The 25,215-nt window shown below is 51.7% G+C and carries 25 protein-coding genes; 5 read left to right on the top strand and 20 right to left on the bottom strand.

Annotated elements, in window-relative coordinates:
- Nucleotides 1-68 precede the first annotated feature (68 nt).
- On the top strand, nt 69-299 hold the full coding sequence (locus tag DW089_RS04200) for a hypothetical protein (RefSeq protein ID WP_105327161.1): 231 nt from the start codon (nt 69-71) through the stop codon (nt 297-299).
- 68 nt (nt 300-367) lie between these two features.
- On the opposite strand, the gene DW089_RS04195 is transcribed toward DW089_RS04200, so the two are convergent.
- From DW089_RS04195 to DW089_RS04185, 3 genes are all read right to left on the bottom strand, one after another.
- The gene (locus tag DW089_RS04195; RefSeq protein WP_105327160.1) at nt 368-1,582 is read right to left on the bottom strand and encodes an NADP-dependent isocitrate dehydrogenase; all 1,215 of its coding nucleotides are present in this window, start codon (nt 1,580-1,582) and stop codon (nt 368-370) included.
- A 154-nt stretch (nt 1,583-1,736) separates the two neighbouring features.
- Complete coding sequence (locus DW089_RS04190; RefSeq protein WP_105327159.1) at nt 1,737-2,327, bottom strand: HD domain-containing protein; 591 nt, start codon at nt 2,325-2,327, stop codon at nt 1,737-1,739.
- Between the two features lie 223 nt (nt 2,328-2,550).
- Nucleotides 2,551-3,468: a LysR family transcriptional regulator gene (locus DW089_RS04185; RefSeq protein ID WP_105327158.1), complete on the bottom strand. Its 918-nt coding sequence runs from the start codon at nt 3,466-3,468 to the stop codon at nt 2,551-2,553.
- 123 nt (nt 3,469-3,591) lie between these two features.
- On the opposite strand from DW089_RS04185, the gene ilvD reads away from it, so the two are divergent.
- Entirely contained in the window at nt 3,592-5,295 is a 1,704-nt protein-coding gene (gene ilvD / locus DW089_RS04180) for a dihydroxy-acid dehydratase (RefSeq protein ID WP_199614567.1), read from the top strand.
- Nucleotides 5,296-5,364: 69 nt separating this feature from the next.
- Here the strand turns inward: ilvD and DW089_RS04175 are convergent, their stop codons facing one another.
- Nucleotides 5,365-6,009, bottom strand: a complete 645-nt coding sequence (locus DW089_RS04175) for an HAD family hydrolase (protein ID WP_118286835.1) — start codon at nt 6,007-6,009, stop codon at nt 5,365-5,367.
- A gap of 115 nt (nt 6,010-6,124) precedes the next feature.
- Here DW089_RS04175 and DW089_RS04170 point away from each other — a divergent pair, with 115 nt between their 5' ends.
- Together DW089_RS04170 and DW089_RS04165 are read left to right on the top strand one after the other, a co-directional pair.
- On the top strand, nt 6,125-6,679 hold the full coding sequence (locus DW089_RS04170; protein ID WP_105327156.1) for a hypothetical protein: 555 nt from the start codon (nt 6,125-6,127) through the stop codon (nt 6,677-6,679).
- 70 nt (nt 6,680-6,749) lie between these two features.
- Nucleotides 6,750-8,048: a Na+/H+ antiporter NhaC family protein gene (locus tag DW089_RS04165; protein ID WP_118286834.1), complete on the top strand. Its 1,299-nt coding sequence runs from the start codon at nt 6,750-6,752 to the stop codon at nt 8,046-8,048.
- A 67-nt stretch (nt 8,049-8,115) separates the two neighbouring features.
- On the opposite strand, the gene DW089_RS04160 is transcribed toward DW089_RS04165, so the two are convergent.
- The 5 genes from DW089_RS04160 to DW089_RS11575 all read right to left on the bottom strand — a co-directional run bounded on the left by DW089_RS04160 (nt 8,116) and on the right by DW089_RS11575 (nt 12,469).
- Nucleotides 8,116-8,523 carry a TerB family tellurite resistance protein gene (locus DW089_RS04160; protein ID WP_118286833.1) on the bottom strand — a complete coding sequence of 136 codons (408 nt, stop codon included), beginning with the start codon at nt 8,521-8,523 and terminating at the stop codon, nt 8,116-8,118.
- A gap of 309 nt (nt 8,524-8,832) precedes the next feature.
- Nucleotides 8,833-9,378 carry a hypothetical protein gene (locus DW089_RS04155; RefSeq protein WP_118286832.1) on the bottom strand — a complete coding sequence of 182 codons (546 nt, stop codon included), beginning with the start codon at nt 9,376-9,378 and terminating at the stop codon, nt 8,833-8,835.
- Nucleotides 9,379-9,447: 69 nt separating this feature from the next.
- Entirely contained in the window at nt 9,448-11,427 is a 1,980-nt protein-coding gene (gene lysS, locus DW089_RS04150) for a lysine--tRNA ligase (protein ID WP_118286831.1), read from the bottom strand.
- A gap of 4 nt (nt 11,428-11,431) precedes the next feature.
- Entirely contained in the window at nt 11,432-11,941 is a 510-nt protein-coding gene (greA, locus tag DW089_RS04145) for a transcription elongation factor GreA (protein WP_105327151.1), read from the bottom strand.
- A gap of 324 nt (nt 11,942-12,265) precedes the next feature.
- Nucleotides 12,266-12,469, bottom strand: coding sequence for a hypothetical protein (locus DW089_RS11575; RefSeq protein ID WP_233547549.1), 204 nt, complete (start codon nt 12,467-12,469; stop codon nt 12,266-12,268).
- A gap of 7 nt (nt 12,470-12,476) precedes the next feature.
- On the opposite strand from DW089_RS11575, the gene DW089_RS04140 reads away from it, so the two are divergent.
- A complete protein-coding gene (locus tag DW089_RS04140; protein ID WP_231085914.1) occupies nt 12,477-14,411 on the top strand; it encodes a transglycosylase domain-containing protein in 1,935 nt (644 codons plus the stop codon).
- Between the two features lie 192 nt (nt 14,412-14,603).
- Here the strand turns inward: DW089_RS04140 and DW089_RS04135 are convergent, their stop codons facing one another.
- The 11 genes from DW089_RS04135 to rsmI all read right to left on the bottom strand — a co-directional run bounded on the left by DW089_RS04135 (nt 14,604) and on the right by rsmI (nt 25,212).
- On the bottom strand, nt 14,604-15,956 hold the full coding sequence (locus tag DW089_RS04135; RefSeq protein ID WP_105327149.1) for a pyruvate carboxylase subunit B: 1,353 nt from the start codon (nt 15,954-15,956) through the stop codon (nt 14,604-14,606).
- 261 nt (nt 15,957-16,217) lie between these two features.
- On the bottom strand, nt 16,218-16,457 hold the full coding sequence (locus DW089_RS04130) for a hypothetical protein (RefSeq protein ID WP_105327148.1): 240 nt from the start codon (nt 16,455-16,457) through the stop codon (nt 16,218-16,220).
- A 169-nt stretch (nt 16,458-16,626) separates the two neighbouring features.
- The gene (groL, locus tag DW089_RS04125; RefSeq protein WP_105327147.1) at nt 16,627-18,258 is read right to left on the bottom strand and encodes a chaperonin GroEL; all 1,632 of its coding nucleotides are present in this window, start codon (nt 18,256-18,258) and stop codon (nt 16,627-16,629) included.
- 66 nt (nt 18,259-18,324) lie between these two features.
- Nucleotides 18,325-18,612, bottom strand: a complete 288-nt coding sequence (gene groES / locus DW089_RS04120) for a co-chaperone GroES (protein WP_105327146.1) — start codon at nt 18,610-18,612, stop codon at nt 18,325-18,327.
- 148 nt (nt 18,613-18,760) lie between these two features.
- Nucleotides 18,761-18,997: a cysteine-rich small domain-containing protein gene (locus tag DW089_RS04115; RefSeq protein ID WP_105327145.1), complete on the bottom strand. Its 237-nt coding sequence runs from the start codon at nt 18,995-18,997 to the stop codon at nt 18,761-18,763.
- Nucleotides 18,994-19,851: a 16S rRNA (adenine(1518)-N(6)/adenine(1519)-N(6))-dimethyltransferase RsmA gene (gene rsmA / locus DW089_RS04110; RefSeq protein ID WP_105327144.1), complete on the bottom strand. Its 858-nt coding sequence runs from the start codon at nt 19,849-19,851 to the stop codon at nt 18,994-18,996. The genes DW089_RS04115 and rsmA overlap by 4 nt, the downstream gene beginning before the upstream one ends.
- An 11-nt stretch (nt 19,852-19,862) precedes the next feature.
- The gene (rnmV, locus tag DW089_RS04105; protein ID WP_118286829.1) at nt 19,863-20,408 is read right to left on the bottom strand and encodes a ribonuclease M5; all 546 of its coding nucleotides are present in this window, start codon (nt 20,406-20,408) and stop codon (nt 19,863-19,865) included.
- Nucleotides 20,409-20,429: 21 nt separating this feature from the next.
- Nucleotides 20,430-21,413, bottom strand: coding sequence for a 3D domain-containing protein (locus tag DW089_RS04100; protein WP_231085915.1), 984 nt, complete (start codon nt 21,411-21,413; stop codon nt 20,430-20,432).
- A gap of 140 nt (nt 21,414-21,553) precedes the next feature.
- Nucleotides 21,554-22,333 (bottom strand): TatD family hydrolase, encoded by a 780-nt coding sequence (locus DW089_RS04095; RefSeq protein WP_105327142.1) that lies wholly within the window; start codon nt 22,331-22,333, stop codon nt 21,554-21,556.
- Nucleotide 22,334: 1 nt separating this feature from the next.
- Entirely contained in the window at nt 22,335-24,281 is a 1,947-nt protein-coding gene (metG, locus tag DW089_RS04090) for a methionine--tRNA ligase (RefSeq protein ID WP_105327141.1), read from the bottom strand.
- A gap of 100 nt (nt 24,282-24,381) precedes the next feature.
- Complete coding sequence (gene rsmI, locus DW089_RS04085) at nt 24,382-25,212, bottom strand: 16S rRNA (cytidine(1402)-2'-O)-methyltransferase (RefSeq protein ID WP_105327140.1); 831 nt, start codon at nt 25,210-25,212, stop codon at nt 24,382-24,384.
- Between the last annotated feature and the right edge of the window lie 3 nt (nt 25,213-25,215).

Below are 25,215 nucleotides of genomic sequence, written 5' to 3'. Positions count from 1 at the left end.
GTGGAAACTCCCTTGTCAGAGCTTCCCTCCTTCTGTTATGATAGAAGCAATAAACAAGGAGGGTATTAATGTCAGTTATTGTAGCAGAAGAACTGCAGGCCGGCCTGATTTTAGGGGACCCGGATAATGAGCAGTATATGTATATGCCGGGCAGCGAAATCGGCAGCGACAATCCCATGTGCATCTTTGAGGAACGGGGCCAAAAAACGGACCTGCACCTGGAAGAAGCCGTAGAACTGGCCAAGCGGCTGACCTTAAAGCCCACGGTCCATCCCATTTTCGGCAAAAGCGCTTACTAAAACCTACAGAAAAAGCTGTACAGAGACAAAATCCGTTTCTGTACAGCTTTTTTGCTTACCAGGCGTTTTCAGCTTCTCCGGGCGTTCAGCCGCTGCTGAATAGCCAGGAGGAATTCCTCACTGTTGACCTTCTGCTTGTTGGGCAGGTCGGATACCGCCAGCAGATCCCCGGTCATAACCCCGTCTTCCAGGGTTGCAAGCACACTTTCTTCCAGCTGGCCGGCAAAGGTTACCAGTTCCGGCAGTTCATCCAGTTGGCCTCTCTTGCGCAGGGCACCGGTCCAGGCAAAAATGGTAGCCACCGGGTTGGTGGAAGTCTTTTCCCCTTTCAGGTACCGGTAATAGTGGCGCTGCACCGTGCCGTGAGCCGCTTCGTATTCGTAGCAGCCGTTGGGGGAAACCAGCACGGAGGTCATCATGGCCAGACTGCCAAAGGCAGTAGCCATCATATCGCTCATAACGTCCCCATCGTAGTTCTTGCAGGCCCAAATCATACCCCCCTGGGACCGAATAATCCGGGCTACCACATCATCAATCAGGGTATAGAAATAGGTGATACCGGCGGCTTCAAATTGCGGCTTATATTCCTGGTCGTACAGGTCCTGGAAAATGTCCTTGAACCGATGATCGTAGATTTTGGACACCGTATCCTTGGTGGCAAACCACAGATCTTCCTTTTGCTCCAGAGCATATTGGAAGCAGGTCCGGGCAAAGTTTTCGATGGAGGCATCGGTATTGTACACCCCCTGCACAATGCCGGGACCGTCAAATTCCTGGATGGTCTGCACGGTCTTTTTTCCGTCCGCACCCGTAAAGACCAGCTGGGCCGTGCCAGCACCGGGTACCCGAAGTTCCGTATTCTTGTAGATATCCCCGTAGGCATGACGGGCAATGGTAATGGGCTTTTTCCAGGTAGGAATCAGCGGATGGATGCCCTTGACCATAATGGGTTTCCGGAATACCGTACCGTCCAGGAGAGCCCTGATTGTGCCGTTGGGACTCTTCCACATTTTCTTCAGGTGGTATTCTTCCACCCGCTGGGCATTGGGAGTAATGGTAGCGCATTTTACCGCCACGCCGTACTTTTTCGTAGCCAGAGCGGAATCAATGGTCACCTGGTCATCGGTTTCGTCCCGGTAGGACATTCCCAAATCGTAATACTCCGATTTCAGGTCCACATAGGGAAGGATTAAAATGTCCTTAATCAACTTCCACAGAATCCGGGTCATTTCGTCCCCATCCATTTCTACCAATGGGGTTTTCATGCTAATTTTTTCTGCCATAGTACTCTCCTTTGCCTTACAGTATTGTCTCGGGTTTTCGTGTTGGTAATATCCTATCACAATTCCGGAAAGGCAAAGCATACAAAATTATCATTGCTTCCATAATTAAAATCAATCTCTGTAACGTATCTGCCCGGCTTTCTATAAAAACCAGTTACTGCCCCAAACTTCCCTTGTCCACATTTCTCTGAATCAGCTGCTGCATATAGGACCAGATGGCTTGGGAGCCTTCCCCGGTCCGTGTGTTGCGCTGCTCCACCTGCTGCCGATGCACCCCGTGGCTTTTCCAGTCTCCGCCCCCATTGGCATCATTTAACAGCAGGGGTTGGAAATTATCCATCACGTGGGCAAATTTGGCTTCCGGGGTATCCCCCGCCTCAAACTCCGCAAAGAGCCCCAGAAGCAGCGCTTTCTGGTCTTCCGGCAAAAGGCCAAAAATCCTCTGGGACGCCCGCTTCTCCCGCTCTGCCTGGGTAGCCTTACCGGCTTCATCGTAGGCATAAGTATCCCCGGCATCAATTTCCACCACATCGTGAATCAAAATCATTAAAAGCGTTCTTGCCAGATCAAAAGGCTCATTGGCATATTCCTTCAATAGGCAGCACATAAGGGCCATATGCCAGGCATGCTCGGCATCATTTTCCCGCCGGCCGTGGCGGGACAGGTGGGTCTGCCGTAAAATATTCTTTTCCTGGTCCACTTCCAAAATAAAATCCAGCTGTTTTTCCAAACGGGTCTTAGCCATGTTGTTCTCCTTCATTTAACAAAATTCCAACAAGTTTTGTATTATTTAATACACTTTTTCTTGCTGTTAAAAAGATACATCCTGTAAATTTTACAAAATCACAAAGTTGTGTTATATAATAATCAATGGCCTCCTTTTGTATGGAGTGTTCCTTTGGAATACCTCCGAGCTACAAACTTGCGAGACCATTTTTTATGCCTTTAGGAGCCTCCGGGCTCTTTTTTTATGCCCCTTTGCCGGCAGCCTGCTGCCAAAGCCGGATCCAGGCCTTTAAAAATTCGGGGCGGAACTGCTTTTTGCGCAATACCAACGAAAGTTGGGATTTCTCAGTAAGGTCCTGCACCTGATAGACCAAAAGCTGCTTTGCTGGGGGCAGCTGCTGGTTCAAAACCTCCAGCCGGGACAGCAGCATGGCTGGAAAAAAACACCCACCCAGGCCCTGAGCAGCCAGTTCCAGCTGGAGAAGAAAATCGGCGGCTGTAAGGTCATAGCGGGGCTGCACTGTCTGCCGGGCCCAAAACCGTGTTAGCTTCTGCTGCAGATGGCTGGACTCCGGATTCCGCAAAAGGGGAAAAGAAGCTGCCTGGTCAGGTGTCAATTCCCGCTTTTCCTTGGCCCCGATTTTCTCCGCCAGTTCTGCCGCCAAGGCAAACAAAATAGGCTCCGCCAAAAGCGGCAGCTGTTCCAGCTGGGCCTGCTCCTGGGCATCCACCCCCAATACCAGATCCAGCTCCCCTTCCAAAAGCTGCTGCTCCAGAACCTGGGTATCCCCGTAAACAAAATCCAAAGTTACCTCCGGAAATTGCTGGCGAAAAGTGGGTACCAGCCGGGGCAGCAGCACCTGGGCCCGGCTGCTGTTCAGCCCCATACGCAGCTCTCCTTGCGGGGTCTGGGACAGTTGGGCCGCCCTTTGGGCAAATTCCTGTTCAATATTTCTGATTTCCCAAAGACTTTCCGCCAAGGCCTGTCCCACCGCAGTCAGGGTAAACCTGGGTCGCCGAACAAATAGCGGACCATAGCGGTCCTCCAGCCGCTTCATGTGGTTTCCCAAATTCTGCGGAGAGAGAAAAAGCCGCTGGGCCGCTTTTTTCAGGCTTTTTTCCTGCACTACTACCAAAAAATAGGCTTGGGCCGTTTCCATAGGTTCTCCTTTACAAATACATTTTTGAGTGTATTCACTCCATCTTTTTCAATCTTGCCAGTGTAATTGTACCATGGTATGGTAGAAACAACCAAGAGAACCTGCCAAAAGGAGGCAAAAAAGATGGTTGACGAAAGCAAGATGCAGTACAAACCGTACCGCAGCGGTCAGCTGACCAATGGCATCGAGCGCTCCGCCCACAGGGCCCTGCTGTATGCCACAGGCCTGGACGAAGAAGACTTCAAAAAGCCCATGATTGCTGTGGTCAACTCCTTTACAGAAATGGTCCCCGGCCATTTTCACCTGAAGGAATTGGCTGACCATGTAAAACTGGGCATTGCCGAAGCCGGCGGCATTGCCCGAGAATTTTCCACCATCGCCATCTGCGACGGTATCTGCCAAGGTCATAAAGGGATGAGCTATCCCCTGCCCAGCCGGGAATTGATTTGTGATTCCATCGAATATATGGTGGAAGCCCACCAGTTTGACGGCATGGTCCTGATGCCCGGCTGCGACAAGATTGTCCCCGGTATGCTGATGGCTGCCATGCGGTTAAATATCCCCGCCCTGGTGGTTTCTGCCGGGCCCATGCTCCCTGGCAAATACAAGGGCAAAACCTTGACCCTCACCGATATGCGAGAACTGATTGGCAAAACCCAAACCGGCAAAATGAGTGTGGAGGAACTGCTGGAAGTGGAAAAATGCGCTCTGCCTGGGGTTGGCACCTGCTCCATGCTGGGCACCGCCAATACCATGTGCTGCCTGGCAGAGGTGGTGGGCATGACTCTGCCAGGGGTTGGGCTCTCCCATGCGGTTTCTTCCAAAAAGCGCCGTCTGGCCAAAGAATCCGGCCGGCGGATTGTGGAAATGGTAAAAGAAAACCTGACTCCCCGAAAAATCATGACCCGGGGTGCTCTCTTAAACGGTATTGCTGCCAGTATGGCCATGGGAGCTTCCACCAACAGCACCCTGCACATTCCGGCCATTGCCCACGAAGGCGGCATTGACCTGAGCCTAAAGGATTTTGACGTCCTGAGCCGCCAGGTACCTTACCTGTGCAATATCAAGCCCTCCGGAAAATATCCCCTGCTGGATCTGGAAGAAGCCGGCGGCGTGCCCGCAGTGCTCAAGGCCATTGAAAGCAAGTTGGACACCACCCAAATGACCGTGAACGGCAAGACCCTGGGAGAAAATCTGAAGGATGTTCCCTTAGTGGAAAATGACCTGATCTATCCCCTATCCCACCCCAAGAGCCAGGAAGGCGGCCTGGCCATCTTGTATGGCAACCTGGCTCCCAAAGGTGCTGTGGTAAAAGTCTCCGGGGTTAAGCCCTCCATGCACTATTTCAAAGGCAAAGCCCGAATTTTCCATTCCATGGAAGACGCCAGTGCCGCCGTTTCCGGTGACCAGATCCATACAGGAGACGTAATTGTAATTACCTATGAAGGTCCTAAGGGCGGCCCCGGTATGCGGGAAATGCACATGACCACCTCCCTGTTGGTTGGCCGGGGCATGGACGAAAGCTGCGCCCTGATTACCGATGGCCGTTTCTCCGGCTCCACCCGGGGGCCGTGTATCGGCTATATTTCCCCGGAAGCCGCTGCCGGCGGCCCCATTGCCGCCGTGGAAGAAGGGGATGAAATCATCATCGATATCCCTAACCGGAAACTGACCCTGTGCGTGCCCCAGGAAGAAATTGAACGGCGGCTGAAGCACCTGGTTCCTATCCGGAAAAAAGCCACCCCTGCCCTGCGCCGCTATGCCGCACTGGTAACAGGGGCTGACCAAGGGGCAGTGCTAAACACCCCACCCAACCCAGAAGACTGATTTTCCAGTCTGACAATTGTTTCTTCGCCCTGCAAAAAATAAGGCATCCTCTCCAGGGATGCCTTATTTTTATACCAGTTTTGCGATTTCTTCCGGCCGGTCCACCAAACGGGTACGGGGCAGCTTTTCCAATTCCTGCCGGTCCCGAAAGCCCCAGCTGACCAAAAAACAATCCAGCCCTGCATTTCGGGCCGTTTGGGAATCTACTTCCGAGTCCCCCACATAGACGGCCTGCTGCCGCTGCACTCCCAGTTGGCGCAGGGCCAATAGCACCGTATCGGGAGCCGGCTTCCGTTTTACCTGGCGGCTTTCCCCAATGGCGGTCTGGATATACGCAGAAAAATACTGCTGACAAAGGGCAGTTACCGCCGGCTGTGCCTTATTGGATACAATAGCCAGGGCAAGTCCCCGCTGCTTCAACTCTCCAAGGAGTTCTAAGATTCCTGGATAAGGGGCGGTAGCCTCATTGCAATGGGCCACGTAATACTCCCTGAATTCCCCAAGCAGTGCCTGGAAGCGGGGTTCCGTAAGCTCCGGCAGGGACAGCCGCAGAAGCTGCTCCAGCCCATTTCCCAAAGCGGCCCGCACCTCCCTGGGGGAACGCTCTGGATAGCCATACTTTTCTGTAATATAGTGAACCGCCTGCCACAGATCCGTTAAAGTATTCAGCAGGGTACCATCCAAGTCAAAGATTACTGCCTGATACTGTTTCATAATATTCTCCTTTTGTCTCAATCTTTTCCTATTATAGCACGACTCTTCCTGAACCATGGTCAGGCGGTCCCAGATATGGTAAAATAGAGAAGAATTTATTTAAGGAGTGTGCACCATGAAAATATTCCGTTCTTTCTTTTTAGCCGTCTGCCTGGTTCTTTCCGCAGCCGGTGCCGCTTTTGCTTCTCCCAGCGCCCCCACGGACCAGGAAGTGATTACGGCGTTCCAAAATGCCGTTACCGTCTTTGAATGGTTTGAACACCAGCCCCTGCCCACCGATGGCAATGACAAAAAGGACAGCGGCTACATGATCTACTATTCCGTTTCCGACACCAACATCAGAACCATGGCCCAGTTAAAGGCCAAGGTCCACGAAAACTTTACCGATGCCCTGAGCAGCTTCATCATCAGTGGCAGCCGTTTCTACCGGGAATTCGACGGAAAGCTGTATGTTGCTCCCAACGGCAAACCCCTGGATCCCCACAAGGGAACCACCACCTTCAACATCGTCCGCAAGGGTGCTGACCGGATTGAGCTCCAGGCTTCTACCCCCATTATGCAGGATCCGGAACATGGCAAAACCAACGTAGTCCGGGTACAAAAGGTGACCTTCCCCTACGTAAAAACTGAAAAAGGCTGGCGTTTCTCCTATTTTGAATCCCTGGAGTAACCATCATTCATAAGAGGGGGCTGCGGCTCCCTCTTTCTTTATCATCCATTCCCGCAAGGAGCTGATCTACTTGGAAAATCTGGTTATTGCCCTGTTCTGCCTGATTCTTTTTGGCTGCATTTTTATGGATGTACCACTGCTGCTGGCACTATTTGCTGGTTTCCTGCTGTTCGTTGCCTATGGTCTCTACAAAAAGTACAGTCTGGGGGCTGTGCTGAAAATGGCCCTGGCCGGCATCAATAACGTGAAGACCATCTTCCTGGTCTTTTTGCTCATCGGTATGCTCACCGGTCTGTGGCGGGCTTCCGGTACCATTGCCTACATCATCAGCCTGGCCACCCAGTTCATCCGGCCTTCCATTTTTCTGCTGCTGGCCTTTCTGTTAAACTGTGCCATTTCCTTTCTCCTGGGAACCTCCTTTGGCACAGCGGCCACCATGGGCGTCATCACCATGTCCATCGGCAATACCCTGGGGGTTCCCGCCTTCTACACCGGCGGTGCCATTTTGTCCGGGGTATATTTTGGAGACCGGATGAGCCCTGTTTCCACCAGCGCCCTTTTGGTCAGCGTCCTGACGGAAACAGACCTGTATACCAACATTCGGAATATGGCTCTGGATACCCTGCCGCCCTTTTTGGCCGCTTCCCTGATTTACCTGGGGGTAGGCCTTTCCCTGCCGGTGGACCAGACCCTTTTGGCCCAAAATAACGCCCTGGAATCTCTTTACCAGTTCTCACCCATTTTGGTACTGCCTGCCCTATCCATCCTGGTCCTTTCCTTCTTTCACGTCAACGTAAAGAAAAATATGGGCGTCAGCATTATCCTGGCCTTTATCCTCTGCGTAGCAGTCCAGGGAAGTGCCCCCGGAGAGCTACTGTCCATTATGCTCTTTGGATTCCACGTACAGGACCCCGTTTTGGCACCCATGGTCAACGGCGGCGGTATCGTATCCATGCTGCGGGTAGGTGCCATCGTATGCCTGTCCTCCTCCTTTGCCGGGATTTTCCAAGGTACCGGCCTGCTGGATGGAGTCCATGCCGTACTGGAACGGCTTAGCCAAAAAACCGGCTATTTTGTCCCCACCCTCCTTTCAGCTATTTTTACGGCACTGATTTCCTGCAATCAGACCCTGAGCATTATCCTGACTTCCCAACTGTGCGGCTCTTTAACAGACAACAAAAATCAGTTTGCTATCAGCCTGGAAGACACTGCCGTAGTGATTTCTCCCCTGATTCCCTGGTCCATTGCCTGCGCCACGGTACTGGATACCACCGGTTCCCCCCGGGAATCCATTCTGTTTGCCTGCTACCTGATTCTGGTTCCCCTGTGGGCCCTGTTAAAGTCCTTCCGCCATCCGGCGTCTGCCTGACTGGCCTCTTAAAAGTGACAAAAATCCCTGCCCAAAAGGACAGGGATTTTTTTACAGCAATATTTTCTTATGCGCCAAACACCAGCTGCCCAAACAGCTTCTGGGCTTCAATGTATTCCTGGGTGGCCTTTTCACAGCCCTTGGCAAATTCCTCGCCCACCCCAAAAATCTTGGTAGCCGTTGCAATCAATTTCCGTTCATCATCAGTAAAATGTTCATCGGCCAAAGCAAGACCAATCAGCTCCAGCACGATGATTTTCTTTTCCCGGGGGCTGCACTGGGCCGCCAGTTCTTTCATCAGGGCTTCCCCATCCTGCTGACAAGGCTCATCATCATAAGGAATGTTCATTTCCTGACAATAGGCCTTAATGATCGTTTTCTCACTGTCCGAATAATCCCCATCGGAATTGCCAATGGTCTTGCACAAATCCAAAAACATCTTTTTTTCCTGGTCTTTCAGCAAATTTAAATACATTTGAAAATCCTCCTTTAGCGAATAATCCGATTGTACGCCAGCTTCAGCCTATTACCCACAGGATCAATTATACCCTGGAAAAGCTGTACCACTGCCGTCAGGGAAGCCTCTCTCCCCTGGCTCCGTGCCCCTCATACAGGAACTATCCTACTACGCTAAGAAAGATTATTCAATATTTTCACGTTATTTCATTATATAATTTTCCATTTTTTATAGGAACTTTTTGCAACTCCTGAAAGACGGCAAATTCTACTAAACATACGGCAAAATTTCAAAAAACTCCCTGCCTTCACGGACAGGGAGTTTTACTTAGGCAAAAGGATTTTGCATTTTATGAAACAATTCCAAATAGGTCTGCTCCACCTGGGCAAAGGGCAGAACGGTATAGTCCACCGGCAAAAGGAGGGGGCTGGCCGAAGAGACCTCCTCCTCGTTTAAGAGCTGCCGCAGGTCGCTGCCTAGCAGTCCCCGGTCAATATCAAATACCTGCCGGCTTTCTTCCTCTGTTAGCGGGCTGCCCAAGAACTTGGTGAAAATCAGGTCCAGCAGGGCATCCTCCTGCTCCCGGTAGCCCTTCAGCGTCCGCTTAAAGGGACTAGGTACGTCGGACAGGTAACATTCGCTGGCATCGTGGAGCAGTGCTCCCAGCGCCACCCGGCGGCTATAGCCCCGGGCCAGGGCTTCCCGGGCACAGGCAATACAATGCTGCCCTACGGAATAAAACGTTTTTACATGGCCGTTGCCCCGGCAGATCAGGGACAGGGCATGGGCGATATCTTCCGGCACCAGTTGCTCCGGATCCGGCTGCACCGGGTCCACATGACGGCCTGTATAGGTGGTAATCCATGCGGTCATTTTCCCGCCTCCTCCCAATTTTTCCAAAAAAAAGGATGTACAGCCGCAGCTGCACACCCTTTCATTATTTTAGCAAAGCTTGGCACCAGCAGGAATATGAGGATCTACCTGCAATAGCTGCAGTTTCCGATCTTCTCCTTCATGGTATTCTGCAGACAGCAGCATACCGCAGGATTCCACACCCATCATCTTCCGCGGAGGCAGATTGATGATGGCAATGCAGGTCTTGCCAATCAAATCTTCCGGTTCATAGAAAGCGTGGATGCCGCTTAGGATGGTCCGGTCCGTACCCGTTCCGTCATCCAGGGTAAACTGGAGCAGCTTTTTGCTCTTGGGCACTGCAAAGCAGTCTTTGACCTTCACAGCCCGGAAATCGCAAGCAGCGAAATTATCAAATTCCACCTGGTCCTCAAACAGCGGCTCAATGGTTACCTTGGAGAAGTCAATTTCCACAGGTACAGCGGCGCTTTGGACTTCCACTACTTTTTCCCTAGCAGCAGCGGGTACTTCCGCAGCCTTGTTGTCGGCCTTTTGGGCCTCCAGAGGTCTCATAGTGGGGAACAGCAGCACGTCACGGATGGAAACGGCTCCGGTCAGGAACATTACCAGACGGTCGATGCCGATACCCAGACCGCCTGTAGGAGGCAGGCCATGCATCAGGGCATTGATGAAGTCTTCGTCCATCATGCCAGCTTCGTCGTCCCCGGCAGCCCGTTCTTCCACTTGTTTTTCAAACCGTTCTCTTTGGTCAATGGGGTCATTCAGTTCGGTAAAGCCATTGCACAGCTCCCGTCCATAAATGAAGCCTTCAAAACGATCGGTAATTTCCGGATCGGCTTGGCTGCTTTTGGCCAAAGGAGAAATTTCCTTGGGATGGCCCGTAATAAATACCGGCTGCACCAATTCTTTTTCTACGTATGCATCAAAGAAAGCGTTCAGGATTTTACCTACGCCCCAGGCAGGTTCGAAAGCCACATTGGCTTCCTTGGCCATTTTCCGGGCTTCTTCCACGTCCTTGACACCGGTAAAGTCCTTGCCGCTGTACTTCTTCACCGCTTCAATCATGGTCATCCGCGGCCAGGGAGGGGTCAGGTCGATTTCCGTACCTTCGTAGGAAATCTTCATGGTACCCAGTACCCGCTGTGCCGTTTCCGAAACGAGCTTTTCGGTAATGTCCATCATGGTATTGAAATCACCGTAAGCCTGATACAATTCCAGGGTGGTGAATTCCGGGTTGTGTTTGATGTCCATGCCTTCGTTGCGGAAGACGCGGCCCAATTCATATACCCGTTCCATGCCGCCTACAATAAGGCGCTTCAGGTTCAGTTCGGTAGCAATGCGCAGGTACAGGTCAATGTCCAAGGCGTTGTGGTGGGTGACAAAAGGACGGGCCGTAGCGCCGCCGGAAATGGTGTTCAGAACCGGGGTTTCTACTTCCAGATAGCCTTCGTCATCCAAAATATGGCGGATACTCTTGATAATCTGGGTCCGTTTGATGAAAACCTCCCGGACTTCCGGATTTACAATCAGATCCACATAACGCTGGCGGTAACGGATTTCCTTGTCCTTCAGGCCGTGCCATTTTTCCGGCAGGGGTTTCAGGGCCTTGCTGAGGAATTCCAGTTTCTGTACGCGAATGGAAGGTTCACCCATATGGGTTTTGAAAACAACGCCTTCCACGCCTACAATATCGCCAATATCCAGCAGTTTTACCACGCTGTAGGCGTCTTCGCCCATTTCGTCCTTGCGGACATACAGCTGAATCTTGCCGGTTTTATCCTGCAAATCCATAAAGCAGGTTTTGCCATGGCCGCGGATGGCCATCAAACGGCCAGCCACCTTCACCACCGTACCGGCAGCTTCCATAGCTTCTACCTGATCATGTACTTCTTTGGTATGATGGGTTACTTCATAGGCATGGCCAAACGGCAGAATGCCCTTTTCTTCCAGCTTCCGGGCTTTTTCCAGACGAACAGCCATTTGTTCGTTCAGTTCTTCTTCGCCCAAGCCTTCCTTTGCGTCCGTGGGGCTAATCTTTTCTTCGGACATGAAATCACTCCTTGGCTTTCTTCTTTTTGGTGGTGGGTTTGCTGATGGCTACAATCTTATAGCTCAGTTCGCCGGCGGGAGTGGGTACCTTTACAACGGAATCCACTTTTTGTCCCAAAATGGCTTTGCCCACAGGGGATTCGTTGGAAATCCGGGGCGGTTCAGCCATGGGATCGGCTTCGGTAGTACCTACAACGGTATATTCTTCCTGTTCGCCGGTTTCCATATCTTCAATCTTGACTTTGGAACCCAGGGAAACCACGCTTTTGTTGATTTCGGAATCTTTGATAACCTTGGCATTGCGTACCATCTTTTCCAAGGTCAGAATACGGCCTTCTACGAAAGCCTGTTCATTCTTGGCATCATCGTACTCGGAGTTTTCGCTGATATCACCATAGGAAATGGCAATCTTCAAGCGTTCAGCAACCTGCTGTCTTTTCTCGGAACGAAGATAATCCAGTTCATCTTCTAATTTTTTCAGACCTTCTTCGGTCAGTATCGTTTGTTCAGCCATTGTTCACGACTCCTTTATAGGCCTTAAGGCACTGCTTGCTTACTTAACGTATCTTGTAAATTATAGATTTTTACGCTCTTTTTGTCAATCTTACGCCGCCAGAAGAACGTTATTTTGTTTCATTATATTAGGAAGTCTGCCGATAGGCTCTCCAACCAGCGGTTCTTTTCAGGTCCCGCTTTACACATTTTTTTACAAATTGCCGGGAAAGGAAATCCGCCAGTTTCCTGTCTGCAAACTTTCCTGAACAAATTCCCTTTTTCTTTATGCAATGATAAGAATGTGATATAATACCGATAAACTGAGTTCTGAACTTTATTCACTTTATTTAGGAGCTGACGCGATGACAAGAAATTCCAACAAGAACTGGAAAGACCTTTTCGGTTCGAAAAATCCGCGCAGAAGAAAGAAATTAGGCAGCACGATTTTTTCTGCTGTTCTCGCTTTGATTCTGGTGGGCTTTTTATCGGTTGCCGCCTTTTTTGCCCTGGCAAAATTTACGACAGCCAAAATACTTTCCAAGGACATGGTTCCCATGGCCTCCTCCCAATTTTTCTATGCCAATGGTGATTTGATCACCACCGTAGATTCGGAAGAAGACCGGATTCCCGTAACCATCGACAAGGTGCCCCAAAACCTGCAAAACGCCTTTCTGGCCGCAGAAGATATCCGCTTTTACGAACACAGCGGTATCGACTTCCGGGGAATTGGCCGTGCCATCTACACCTACATCCGCTACGGCGAAGTCCAGGGTGGCAGTACCATTACCCAGCAGCTGGCCAAAAACTACTTCCTGACCCAGGAAAGAACCCTGACCAGGAAAATCCATGAGGCTTTTATTGCCCTGCAGATTGAGCAGAAGTACACCAAGAAGGAAATCCTGGAAATGTACATGAACCAGATTTACTTCGGCCAAGGTGCCTATGGTGTAGAAACCGCTGCCAACACCTACTTCGGCAAGCACGTCCAGGACCTGGATTTGGCCCAATGTGCCATGATTGCCGGGATTCCCAAGAGCCCCAACTACTTCTCCCCCCTGGCCAACCCCAAAGCCGCCAAAGAACGGCAGCAGACCGTGCTGGACCAAATGGTCAAGTATGGGTTCATTACCCAGGAACAGGCAGACGCCGCCTACGCAGAACCCCTGACCTACAAGAGTCTCAACGACAGCCCGGGTTCCAAGAAGTACTTCATTGATTACTGCATCCAGATTCTGGTAGACAAATATGGTCCCGATGCCGTGTATAAACAAGGCCTGAAGGTCTATACCTCCCTGGATCCTGAAATGCAGAAAGCAGCCGAAGAAGCCGCTGCCCTGACCCCCACCTACTACACCGATGACAACAAATTGAAGCAGCCCCAGTCGGCCATTGTGGCTATCGATCCTCAGACCGGCTACATCCGGGCCATGATCGGCGGCCGGGGTTCCGACCAGTTCAACCGTGCAGTCATGGCTGAACGCCAGCCCGGTTCTGCTTTCAAAGCCTTTGTGTATCTGAATGCCCTGGAACACGGCGCCACCCCCAATGACATTGTGGATGACTCCCCCATTCCCGGCAATTGGAATCCCCAGAACTTTGACCGCCGCTTCCACGGCCGGATGACCCTGCGTACGGCCCTGACCTATTCCTACAACGTGCCTGCGGTCAAGATCAGTGAGAAGTACGGCAACAGCAATGTCCTGGCCCTGGCCAAGAAAATGGGCATCACCACCCTGGTAGAAGACGGACCCCAATCCGACAACAACTCTGCCATGGCTTTGGGCGGCCTGACCCACGGCGTAACGCCGCTGGAAATGGCCGGTGCCTACGGCGCCATTGCCAACATGGGCAAATACAACAAACCCACTCCCATCGTGAAGATTCTGGACCGGAACGGCAAGGTTCTGTACGAACATAAGGACGACCCCGTAACTGTCTGCAAGCCTTCCAGCGCCTATATGCTGATTTCAATGATGCGGGATGTAATGACCCGCGGCACAGGCCGGGCAGCTGCCATTAACCGTCCTGCGGCCGGCAAGACCGGTACCACCAGTGAATACCGGGATGCCTGGTTTGTGGGCTTTACTCCCAACCTGGCCTGCGCAGTCTGGATTGGTGATGACAACAACGACTCCCTGGGTGAAATGACCGGCGGCGGCGAACCTGCCGTGCTGTGGCGCACCTTTATGAGCCGTGCGGTAGCAGAACTGCCCCGGGAAGATTTCGAAGCCCCTGCCGGCTTCAAGATGCCTGCAGCCAAGGCTGAACCTCCTGCCCAGGATACCAAGAAGGACGACAAGAAAAAGACCGACGACAAGGATAAGAAGACAACGGACAAGAAGAACGCCAACACCAGCAGTGATGACACCTCTTCCAACAATGACGAGGATGCCCTGCCAGGAGGCGGCAATGTTCCCAAACCGCCTTCTTCTTCCAGCGGTTCCAAGAGCAGCGCTGCACCTCCTCCGGTGCGCCCGCCCAAGCAATAAAAGAAATCCCATCAGAACGTCCAAATGGACCTCTGATGGGATTTCTTTTTAGGTTAAAGCAACTTTATGTCTAAGTCTCCTGTGCCGCTTAAAAGGGAAATATGTCCCTGCTGAAGCCTTCTACAAAAGAGCTTAACCTATCCTCCCTTAAACGTAAAAATCCGGGTGCCTAGCGGCACCCGGATTTTTGTTTTATCTGTTGTTTTTGAAGAAAGCCAGGGCTACTTCAGGGAACAGTGCATAGGACAGCACATCTTCCACGGTAGCATTAGGATAACCCTTGGCTGCCAGGTCGGCACGCATCTTTTCCATTTGCGGAGCGATGTCATCAGCCGGTCTGTAGGTAATGGGTTCTTCGCCTTTCTTCAGGACCAGTTTCTTCAGTTCTTCGCTGATGGGTCCCGGAGTCTTGCCGTATTTGCCGCGCACGATATCTTTTACTTCCTTCGGAATCATCTTGTACCGGCCGAACATAACGTTCAGGGTAGCCATGGAGCCTACAATCTGGCTGGAAGGAGTTACCAGCGGAGGATAACCCAGGTCAGCACGAACTTTCGGCATTTCCTTCAGCAGGTCTTCGTACTTATCGGCAACACCTTGTTCAGTCAGCTGCTTACGCAGGTTGCTGAGCATACCGCCAGGAATCTGGAAGCTCAGAACCTGAGGATTGATGCCAATGTTGGTGTTCAGATTGAAAGTCTTTTCCAGATCTGCACGAACCTTCTTGAAATGGTCGGCAATCGGATACAGCTTGTTCACATCAATTTTAGTATCCCGTTCAGTACCTTGCAGGGTGTAGACCAGGGATTCGGTGCAGGTATGGCTGGTGCTTTCAGCAAAGGGAGACATGGCAGTATCCACAATGTCAGCGCCGGCTTCTACAGCCTTCAGAATGGTCATAGCGCCCATGCCGCTGGTGCAGTGGGAATGTACGTTGATGGGGATGTTGATTTCTTTCTTCAGGGCAGATACCAGAGAGTAGCAGGCATAGGGAGCCAGCAGACCGGACATATCTTTGATGCAGATGGAATCTGCGCCCATTTCCACCAGTTCCTTGGCCAGCTTCAGATAGTCGCTGTCCTTATGGTACGGGCTGATGGTGTATACCAGGGTGCCCTGGGCATGTGCGCCGGCAGCCTTGGTTGCCTTCATAGCCGTTTCCAGGTTCCGGGTATCATTGAAAGCATCAAAAATACGGATGATGTCGATACCGTTATCTACGCTGCGTTTCACGAATTCGCTAACCACATCATCGGCGTAATGGTTGTAGCCCAGGATGTTTTGGCCGCGGAGCAGCATTTGCAGTTTGGTGTTCTTAACGTGTTTACGGATGGTACGCAGGCGTTCCCAGGGATCTTCGTTCAGGAAGCGCAGGCAGGAGTCAAACGTTGCGCCGCCCCAAGCTTCCAAAGCGTAGAAGCCGCAGTCATCCAGGGCTTCCAGTACAGGAAGCATATCGCTGGTACGCATTCTGGTAGCGCAGATGGACTGATGACCATCTCTCAGGACCGTTTCCACAATTTTAACGGGATTCGGATTATTCATTACTCAACCTCCTAAATTGGTACTTCATAGCCTATCTATACTCTGGTATTATAACATAATCCCCTACAGTACGGTAATATATTCTGGGTTATCCTATTTATTAGATAACTCTTATCTTTCGCCAAACCCGCACCAAGCCTGGGTCTGTATGACAAACGAAGCCGGCGCGCCCAGCCTTTCAAAGGCTGAAACGCAGCCGGCTGTCTTTGGGTTTACCCTTAGTCAAGGGGTTGCTGCAGTATAAAGCAAGGCCCCAAAGCCCTACTTTTCAAAATTCCAAGGGTAGTCCATTTTATCGGTCCACTGCCCTTCCCGGTCCTGGTAATAGCCCCGGACCCGGGGAATGGAACCGCCTGCCAGCCACTCCTTGTCGTAAAGTTTCTCTGGAGGGATATTCAGCTTGGCGCTTTCCTTCTCCAGCCAGCCGGCATACTGCAGAATCAGCGGGGTATCATAGCGGCCTTCCTGTTCCAGCCGTTTGATAAATTCTTCTTTGTCCATTATACCGCCTCCTTTTTCTGCCCTGAACACTCCCTTTATCTTACCATGCTTTCTGCCCTAAGGACAGCAAAAAGCAAAACCCGGACCGAAAATTGCTTTCCAGTTATGAAAAAACCGCACGGAGGAAATCTCCATGCGGTTTTTTAAGGTTCAGAAACCTAGCTGATGCTTACATCATTCCAGGCATTCCGCCGCCCATGCCAGGAGCAGCAGGAGCAGCTTCCTTAGCCGGTTTGTCAGCTACAACAGCTTCCGTGGTCAGAATCATGGAAGCGATGGAGGCTGCATTTTGCAGAGCGCTGCGGGTTACTTTGCAGGGATCCACAATACCGGATTTGATCATGTCAACATATTCGCCAGTCAGAGCGTTGAAGCCAATGCCCTTTTCAGCTTTCTTCACAGCTTCAACAATCACAGCGCCTTCCAGGCCTGCGTTGTCAGCGATTTGACGAACCGGAGCTTCAATGGCGCGTTTTACGATTTCAACGCCGGTCTTTTCATCGCCTTCAGCTGCAGCAGCCAGTTCTTCCAGAGCAGGCTGTACTTGCAGCAGAGCGGTACCACCGCCGGCAACAATACCTTCAGCCACAGCAGCGCGGGTAGCGTTCAGGGCATCTTCGATTCTCAGTTTCTTGTCTTTCAGTTCGGTTTCGGTAGCAGCACCAACTTTGATTACAGCTACGCCGCCGGACAATTTAGCCAAACGTTCTTGCAGTTTTTCTTTATCGAAAGTAGAAGTGGTTTCCGGAATCTGGGCACGGATGGAAGCAACCCGGTCAGCAATGGCTTGTTTGTCGCCGCCGCCATCAACAATGGTGGTCATATCCTTGGTTACCCGAACTTGGCCGCAGGTACCCAGGTCTTGCAGGGAAGCGCTGTCCAGTTTACGGCCAACTTCTTCACTGATTACGGTTGCACCGGTCAGGGTAGCAATATCCTGGAGCATAGCCTTGCGGCGATCACCAAAGCCAGGAGCCTTAACAGCTACAGCCTTGAAGGTGCCACGCAGTCTGTTTACAACCAAGGTAGCCAGAGCTTCGCCTTCCACGTCTTCAGCAATGATCAGCAGTTCACGGCCTTGTTGAACCACTTTTTCCAGAAGGGGCATAATGTCGTTGATCAGGGTGATCTTCCGGTCCGTAATGAATACGTACGGGTTGGACATTACGGATTCCATCTTATCCGGATCCGTTACCATGTACGGGGAAATGTAGCCGCGGTCGAATTGCATACCTTCTACAGTTTCCAGGGAAGTATCCATGGTCTTGGATTCTTCAACGGTAATTACGCCATCGTTGCCAACTTTTTCCATAGCATCGGCAATCAAGCCGCCGATTTCTTCATCCCCAGCGGAGATGGAAGCAACCTGAGCTTTTTCTTCTTTGGTCTTAACATCTTGTGCGCTCTTCTTCAGTTCTTCAACTAGAACATCGGTAGCTTTCTTGATGCCCTTCTTCAGAACCATGGGGTTGGCACCGGCTACTACGTTCTTCATGCCTTCGTGCACAATGGATTGGGCCAGAACCGTAGCGGTGGTAGTGCCGTCGCCAGCGATATCGTTGGTTTTGGTAGCAACCTCACGCACCAGGGCAGCGCCCATGTTTTCAAACGGATCTTCCAGTTCAATATCTTTAGCAATGGTTACGCCATCGTTGGTGATGGTAGGAGAACCGAATTTCTTTTCAAGAACAACGTTGCGGCCCTTGGGTCCCAAGGTTACTTTAACAGCATCAGCCAGGGCATTGACACCGCGTTCCAGGCCGCGGCGAGCATCTTCATCAAATTTAATCATTTTAGCCATTCTGAAATCTCTCCTTAATTCCAAATTCTATCGGGTAATTGTGTCTTGCTTGCAGAGAGGAATTGCTTACTCTACAACAGCCAGGATATCGCTGTCTCTCAGGATGATGTAATCTTTTTCATCCAGCGTTACATCGCTGCCGGAGTATTTGGCGAATACAACCACATCCCCCACCTTAACTTCGGAGGCAACTCTCGTACCATTGTCCAGCAGACGACCGGTACCAACGGCAATCACTTTGCCAGTCTGAGGTTTATCCTTGTGGGCCGTATCGGGCAGATACAAACCGGAACTGGTTTTCTCCTCTTGTACAATCGGTTCTACTACAACATGGTCATCCAAAGGCTTTAACATGTTACGAATCCCCTTTCTTATATCACAAATTGGTGTTTTTGATTTTATTAGCACTCATTTAACAGGAGTGCTAACTACATTACCTATAATAGCATGTTTCAAAAAAAAATCAAGCCCTTTGACTATTTTTTTCAAAAGGCTTGATTTTTTATTTTTTCAGTTTGGCCATTATGGCATCGTAATGCTCTTTTTCATGGGGATACAGGCAGCGGCTGCAATCCTTTACGCCATTTGGCAGCAGGCTGTAGCTGCCGCCGCAGTTCTCCCCCAAAGCATACAGGGGACAGAAGCAGAACAGACAGTTGAAGTTTTCCCGGTCCGCCCCAGGGTGGCAGGGGAAAAATTCACAGTCCTTGTGAGAAAAGAATTTATACCGCTGGCTCATGCTTGCTTCAGGCTTTCGGCGTAGGCTTTGGTCAGTTTGCCAAATTCTTCCATGGAAAGAGATTCTCCCCGGCGCTTGCCGTCAATCCCTGCCCGTTCCATCAGGGTCTTTACCTGGTCACTGGAGAGCCCCAGACTCTTTAGACAATTGCTGAGCATTTTCCGCCGCTGGGAAAAGGCTGCCCGCACCACCTGGAAAAACAGCTTGGGATCTGCGTCCACCGGCGGCTGCTCCCGTTTTTCACAAACCACTACCATGGAATCCACCTTGGGTGCCGGCATGAAATCCCGGGCCGGCACGGAAAGCGCTAACCGGGGCTCGGAGTAGTACTGGAGAGCCAGGGACAGGGGACCGTAATCCTTGGTGCCCGGGCCAGCAGTCATCCGTTCAGCCACTTCCTTCTGGACCATAACCACCAGCCGTTTCAGGGGCAGCTGCTGTTCCAGGAGAGCAAAAATAATCGGAGTGGTAATGTAGTAGGGCAGATTGGCAGCTACCGTGAAAGGTTCGTGCTGGGTAATCTCCCCCAAATCCACTTTCAGCACGTCCCCAGGAATAATTTCCACATTGGTGTAACCTTCCAGGGTTTTGGCCAGTACCGGCAAAAGGCTTTGGTCGATTTCCACACTTTTTACCTGGGCGCCGGTTTCCGCCAGGGCCTGGGTCAGGGTACCAATGCCCGGACCGATTTCCAGTACCAGGTCCCCAGGTCCAATTTGGGCAGCCTGGGCAATGGCCTGCACCACCTTTTCATTAATGAGGAAATTCTGGCCAAAGCGCTTCTTGGCCTTCAGCCCAAAGGTCTGCAAAATATAATGGGTCACTTCCCGACTGGCAATGACAGGATGCAGCATACTGTTCCTCCCTACTTCTCTTCTTCAGCTACCTGGGCCACCGCTTGGCGGAATTCTTCCCGGGTGATGCCGTAATTGTTTAAACGACTGACCAACTGCTTGGCATTGCCGTAGCCAATGCCCAAGATGGCCCCTACCCGGTCCCGCCGCCTGGCGGCCTCAGGACTGCCGGACAACCCGGACAAAAATAAATCCCGAGAGGAAAATTCCTTTCGGGGATTCATTTCCTGAAAATGCACCTTGGAAAGAGCTTTGCGGATGGCCTCCGGCTGCGCCTGTTCAATACCCACATCGTGGTGGGCCAGGGCTTCCGCCTTAGGCACAAAGGCCTGCCCGGCGTTCGGGAAACGCTCCGTCAGAAACTTCCGGATGCGGTCCCCTGCGCCGTCGGGGTCGGTCATAATGATGATCCCGCGCTTTTCATAGGCTGCTTTAATCAGGTCCAGGGTATAGGGTGCCAAGGTAAAGCCACCGGTTTCTATAGTCTCAGCATCCACTGCCTTCTTGACCGCTACGGTGTCCATTTTTCCTTCTACAATGAGTACTTCCTTCAGCACTTTTTTCTCCTGTAACGTTTTTTATTCTAAGATATACATGGTTACTTGTCGTCGGCCCCAGGCTATGGCATCACCATAGTCATCCATGTAAAGGTCGATCCGATTGCCGTTGATGGCACCGCCGCAGTCACCTGCTACAGCAAAACCGTAGCCAGGAATATACATCCGGGTCCCATAAGGGATTACGTCCGGATCCACGGCCACAATTCCGTGGTAGGGCACCACACCTGTGGAGGTAAGTCCCGTACCACTGCCTTCTGCCAGGGTATAGGCAGAGGCTTCCACCGTTCTGGCGGAACGGTAACGCACATAGCCACGGGAAGTTTCCAGCATATTGTTGTTGCCGGTACCCACTTCCACGATTTCAGGAACAGGTTCAGCGATTACTTCCCGCTGCAGTTCCCGTTTTACCACTGCATCTCCCACTTTAATGGTCCGATAGGTGATTTTCACCTGTCCGTTTTGGCCGGGAGACACTACATTTCGTCTGCCCCGGGGCAGATCATCATTGTTCCGCAGCTGCACGTCATACGGGATTTCTTCCGTATCCGTACCCAGCTGGGTAGTGGGAGAAATGACATTAATGGTCATATCTGGTTTCGCTTCTGAATCCAAAGCGGGATATACTTGGTATCCTTCATAGTCGACTCCCACAGCGTTCAATACATCTCGCACTGTTTTCCGCCCTATGTTGTACTCGGTCGTTCTTCCAGACTTCCATACCTTGATAGGCATTGCGCGGACAACTTCAATCGTCGCACCGTCGCTGAATTTTTCACTGCCGACTACTTCATACCCGTCGGCTTTATGAAGAACTACACCGGCTTCCTCCAAAGCTCCCTGTACTGTCAGGGCTCTGGTGCTGAGCTGCAGGGTTTGCCCGTCTACTTTCACCGTGACATTTTTCGGTGCCGAAGCAAAGCCGAAGAAATTCACGCTGGACATGAGCAGCAGGAAAACTACAACCCATTTATAGGGACGCTTAAAATGTTCTCTTTTTCGCAAATTTTCGCCTCCTTAAGATGGCTAATTCTACCATAGGAAGCGGTTTTCTGTCAAAACGATGTTAGTACCTGGTGATAATTATGTACGATTTACCCGGTCGCAAATGTAACGAGTTTGTAAAATTTACATATAGTTTTGGCTTATTTTAGTTTGGAAAACAACATTTTTGCGTTATTTGATGAACATTCCATGATTTTTTCCGGTGTGGTCCCCCTCAGGGCTGCCGCCCGCTCCGCCACAATAGCGGTATACAGCGGATTGTTCCGCTTGCCCCGATAAGGCACCGGCGCCATGTAGGGAGAATCGGTTTCAAAGAGGATCCGGTCTTCCGGCATTTTTGCCAAAATGGACCGGACCCCCCGGTCGTTCTTGAAGGTGCTGGTGCCCCCAAAGCCAAAGTACCAGCCCCGTTCCAGGAGTTTTTCCGCCATTTCCCAGCTGCCAGAAAAACAGTGGAGCACCCCTGTCAGGTCCTCCGGCTGGCTGAGCAAAATGGCCAGCAGATCTTCGTGGGAATCCCGGTCGTGGAGAATCACCGGCAGCTGATGCTTCCTGGCCAGCTCCAGCTGGGCCTGGAGAAACTCCTGCTGCAAGGCATGGGGCGAATTTTCATCGTTGTAGTAGTCCAGTCCAATCTCTCCAATGGCCACCACCTTGGGGTCGGCGCACCAGGCATCCAGCTGCTCCAAATCCTTTAGGCTGCAATGGGACAGTTCTTCCGGGTGCAGCCCTACAGCGGCGTATACAAAGGGATAGGCATGAGCCAGGTCCAGGGCTTTTTGGGAGCTAAGAAGATCACAGCCGGGATCAATGATCCCGGCCATGTTTTCACCAATTTTCTGGAGCAGCTCTTTCCTATCCGCGTCAAAATCTTCCACGTCCAAATGGGCATGGGTATCGTATAAAGGAAGACGTGCCATATTATTTCACCTTGCTGCCGGAAGAAATCCCAGGAGCTTCTACAAGAACCAGATGGCCCTGACCATCAGAAGCGGCCAGCAGCATGCCCCGGGACTCAATGCCCTTCAGCTTGGCCGGTTTCAGGTTGGCAATGACCACCACGTTCTTGCCGGGCAGGTCTTCTTCCGTATAGTACTGGGCAATGCCGGAAACAATAGTCCGCTCTTCTTCGCCCACTTTTACCGTAATTTTCATCAATTTATCGGTTTTGGGAACCCGTTCTGCCTTTTCAATGGTAGCTACCCGCAGGTCCAATTTGCCGAAATCTTCAATGGTAATCTGGTCCGGCGTAACAACCCCGGCAGCCGCAGCTTTCTTGCTTTCCTTTTTGGCTTCCGTTACAGGAGCAGCCTTTTCCGCAGCCGGTTCTTCTTCCTCCTCAATTCTCGGGAAGATGGGCTGACCTTTTTGGACCTTGGTGCCGTCAGGCAGGTTGCCCCAGGCTACATCGTCCAGCATAAACTGGTCCGGTACGGCAAGGCCCAGCTGTTCGTAGATTTTGGGCGCCGTAAAGGGCATCATGGAGGAAATCAGAATGGCAATATTCCGGACTGCATCGGCCAGATTATACATTACAGCTTCCAGGCGTTTGGCCTGTGCCGGGTCCTTGGCCAAAATCCAGGGCGTAGAAGCGTCAATGTACTTGTTGGCAGCGCCTACGTAGTTCCAGATTACCTTAATCCCGTCGTTGATGGCATACTTATCCATGGCAGCCCGGTAATCCTTCAGGGTAACCGCAGCCAGTTCCCGGAAAGCAGCATCCACTTCGTTATCCACCACAGTCTTATGCACCACACCGCCGTGATACTTTTCAATCATGGAAACCGTACGGTACTGCAAGTTCCCCAGGTCGTTGGCCAGGTCGGTGTTTACCCGTCTGATCAAACCTTTCCGGGAGTAGTTGCCGTCGCTGCCCAGGCTGATTTCCCGCAGCAGGAAATAACGGACAGCGTCGGGGCCAAATTCCTTAATGGGTTCCACCGGGTCAACCACGTTGCCCTTGGATTTGCTCATTTTGTCCCCGTCTACCACCAGCCAGCCATGGCCGTAGACTTCCTTGGGCAATTCTTCACCCATGGCCATCAGCATGGCCGGCCAAATGATGGTATGGAAACGCACGATTTCCTTGCCCACTAGGTGCAGGTCCGCCGGCCAGAAACGATGGAATTCCTCCATGTCGGCCATGCAGCCGATGCCGGTAAAGTAGGCCAGCAGGGCATCAAACCATACATATACCACGTGTTTCGGATCCCAGGGCACAGGAATACCCCAGTCAAAGCTGCTCCGGGAAATGCACAAATCTTCCAGCCCCTGCTTCAGGAAGCTGATCATCTCGTTCCGGCGGCTTACCGGCTGGATAAAGTCAGGATGGGCTTCGATATATTCCAGGATTTTGTCCTGATAATTGCTCATTTTGAAGAAATAGCTGGATTCCTTCATGGTTTCTACCGGACGGCCGCAATCGGGGCAAACCCCGCCGGCTTCTTCAATCTGGTGGTCCGTCCAGAAGGATTCGCAGGGTACGCAATACTTGCCCACATAGTCCTTCTTATAGATGTCGCCCTTATCATAAACCCGCTTCAGGACTTCCTGCACCACTTTTTGGTGGCGGGGTTCGGAGGTACGGACAAAATCGTCGTAGCTGATGCCCAGCATACTCCACAATTTTTTGAAGTTGGCCACAATGCCGTCCACGTATTGGATGGGGGTAACGCCAGCTTCCTTGGCCTTGCGCTGGATCTTTTGGCCGTGTTCGTCACTGCCGGTAATGAACCGGACATCAAAACCATTGGCCCGTTTGTACCGGGCAATGGTATCCGCAATGGTGGTGCAGTAGGCATGGCCTATATGCAGGTTGGCACTGGGATAATAGATGGGTGTCGTAATATAAAAACTCGGTTTAGTCATCATCATTCCCCTTTTTCTGTCTGAATAAGTGAATCTTTCCTTATCATACTACAATTCTTCCCAAAAAGAAAATTCTCTTCTTTCTTTCGTTGGAAAAAGCTTATTCTTCCTTCAGCAGCCGGTTGTACAGCTCCCGTTTGGGCACCTTGTAGGTTTTGGCAGCCTGGGCTAGGGCCGTCTTCTTGTCCACGCCGCTTTCCATCAGCCGGCGTACCTCGTCCAGGGGATCACCCTGAGGTTCTTCCCGGACCACTTCCCCCTGCTCCACCACCAGGACAAATTCACCCCGGGGCGGATTTTCATCCAGGTGCTGCCGGGCCTGTTCCACCGTGCCCCGGAAAAATTCCTCGTGAAGCTTGGTCAGCTCCCGGCACATGGCCAGCCGCCGATTGCCCCAGACCTCCTCCATATCCTTCAGCACTTCCGTAATCCGGTGGGGTGCTTCGTAGAGAATCAGGGTAGCGGGAATATTTTTCCATTCTTCCAGCTTTTCCTTCCGGTTCCTCCGGCTCTTGGGCAAAAAGCCCCCAAAAAAGAAAGGGGTGGACGGTAGGCCGGAAGCTACCAGGGCCGTCAGGGCCGCATTGGCACCGGGCACGGGCACCACCTGGATGCCGGCTGCAATGGCCTCTTTGGCAATCTGCTCCCCAGGGTCAGAAATCCCGGGAAAACCCGCATCGCTGACCAAGGCAATGTTCTTTCCTTCCTGGAGTGCGGACAGCAGCACCGGTCCCATCTTTTCCTTATTGTGTTCATGGTAGCTCAGCAACTGGCCATGAATGTCAAAATGGTTCAGCAGCTGCCGGGTATGCCGGGTATCCTCGGCAGCAATGAGATCCGCCTCCTGGAGCATCCGCAGGGCCCGGGGCGTCATGTCTTCCAGGTTCCCAATGGGAGTGGCACACAAATACAGAATGCCTTGTTCTGCCATATT

This window comes from Acidaminococcus sp. AM05-11, assembly GCF_003472805.1.
GTDB classification, from domain to species: domain Bacteria; phylum Bacillota; class Negativicutes; order Acidaminococcales; family Acidaminococcaceae; genus Acidaminococcus; species Acidaminococcus hominis.
This window is presented reverse-complemented; position numbering and strand designations above follow the sequence as displayed.

Bases quoted from the DNA above. Each gene is read 5' to 3' on its own strand.
- groES (WP_105327146.1), bottom strand. From the start codon at position 18,612: ATGTTAAAGCCTTTGGATGACCATGTTGTAGTAGAACCGATTGTACAA.
- DW089_RS04155 (WP_118286832.1), bottom strand. From the start codon at position 9,378: ATGACCGCATGGATTACCACCTATACAGGCCGTCATGTGGACCCGGTG.
- ilvD (WP_199614567.1), top strand. From the start codon at position 3,592: ATGGTTGACGAAAGCAAGATGCAGTACAAACCGTACCGCAGCGGTCAG.
- DW089_RS04140 (WP_231085914.1), top strand. From the start codon at position 12,477: ATGGCCTCCTCCCAATTTTTCTATGCCAATGGTGATTTGATCACCACC.
- lysS (WP_118286831.1), bottom strand. From the start codon at position 11,427: ATGTCCGAAGAAAAGATTAGCCCCACGGACGCAAAGGAAGGCTTGGGC.
- DW089_RS04115 (WP_105327145.1), bottom strand. From the start codon at position 18,997: ATGAGCCAGCGGTATAAATTCTTTTCTCACAAGGACTGTGAATTTTTC.
- groL (WP_105327147.1), bottom strand. From the start codon at position 18,258: ATGGCTAAAATGATTAAATTTGATGAAGATGCTCGCCGCGGCCTGGAA.
- DW089_RS04170 (WP_105327156.1), top strand. From the start codon at position 6,125: ATGAAAATATTCCGTTCTTTCTTTTTAGCCGTCTGCCTGGTTCTTTCC.
- DW089_RS04195 (WP_105327160.1), bottom strand. From the start codon at position 1,582: ATGGCAGAAAAAATTAGCATGAAAACCCCATTGGTAGAAATGGATGGG.
- metG (WP_105327141.1), bottom strand. From the start codon at position 24,281: ATGACTAAACCGAGTTTTTATATTACGACACCCATCTATTATCCCAGT.
- greA (WP_105327151.1), bottom strand. From the start codon at position 11,941: ATGGCTGAACAAACGATACTGACCGAAGAAGGTCTGAAAAAATTAGAA.
- DW089_RS04135 (WP_105327149.1), bottom strand. From the start codon at position 15,956: ATGAATAATCCGAATCCCGTTAAAATTGTGGAAACGGTCCTGAGAGAT.
- DW089_RS04200 (WP_105327161.1), top strand. From the start codon at position 69: ATGTCAGTTATTGTAGCAGAAGAACTGCAGGCCGGCCTGATTTTAGGG.
- DW089_RS11575 (WP_233547549.1), bottom strand. From the start codon at position 12,469: ATGTCCTTGGAAAGTATTTTGGCTGTCGTAAATTTTGCCAGGGCAAAA.
- rsmA (WP_105327144.1), bottom strand. From the start codon at position 19,851: ATGCTGCATCCTGTCATTGCCAGTCGGGAAGTGACCCATTATATTTTG.
- DW089_RS04130 (WP_105327148.1), bottom strand. From the start codon at position 16,457: ATGGACAAAGAAGAATTTATCAAACGGCTGGAACAGGAAGGCCGCTAT.
- DW089_RS04160 (WP_118286833.1), bottom strand. From the start codon at position 8,523: ATGTATTTAAATTTGCTGAAAGACCAGGAAAAAAAGATGTTTTTGGAT.
- DW089_RS04095 (WP_105327142.1), bottom strand. From the start codon at position 22,333: ATGGCACGTCTTCCTTTATACGATACCCATGCCCATTTGGACGTGGAA.
- DW089_RS04175 (WP_118286835.1), bottom strand. From the start codon at position 6,009: ATGAAACAGTATCAGGCAGTAATCTTTGACTTGGATGGTACCCTGCTG.
- rsmI (WP_105327140.1), bottom strand. From the start codon at position 25,212: ATGGCAGAACAAGGCATTCTGTATTTGTGTGCCACTCCCATTGGGAAC.
- DW089_RS04185 (WP_105327158.1), bottom strand. From the start codon at position 3,468: ATGGAAACGGCCCAAGCCTATTTTTTGGTAGTAGTGCAGGAAAAAAGC.
- DW089_RS04190 (WP_105327159.1), bottom strand. From the start codon at position 2,327: ATGGCTAAGACCCGTTTGGAAAAACAGCTGGATTTTATTTTGGAAGTG.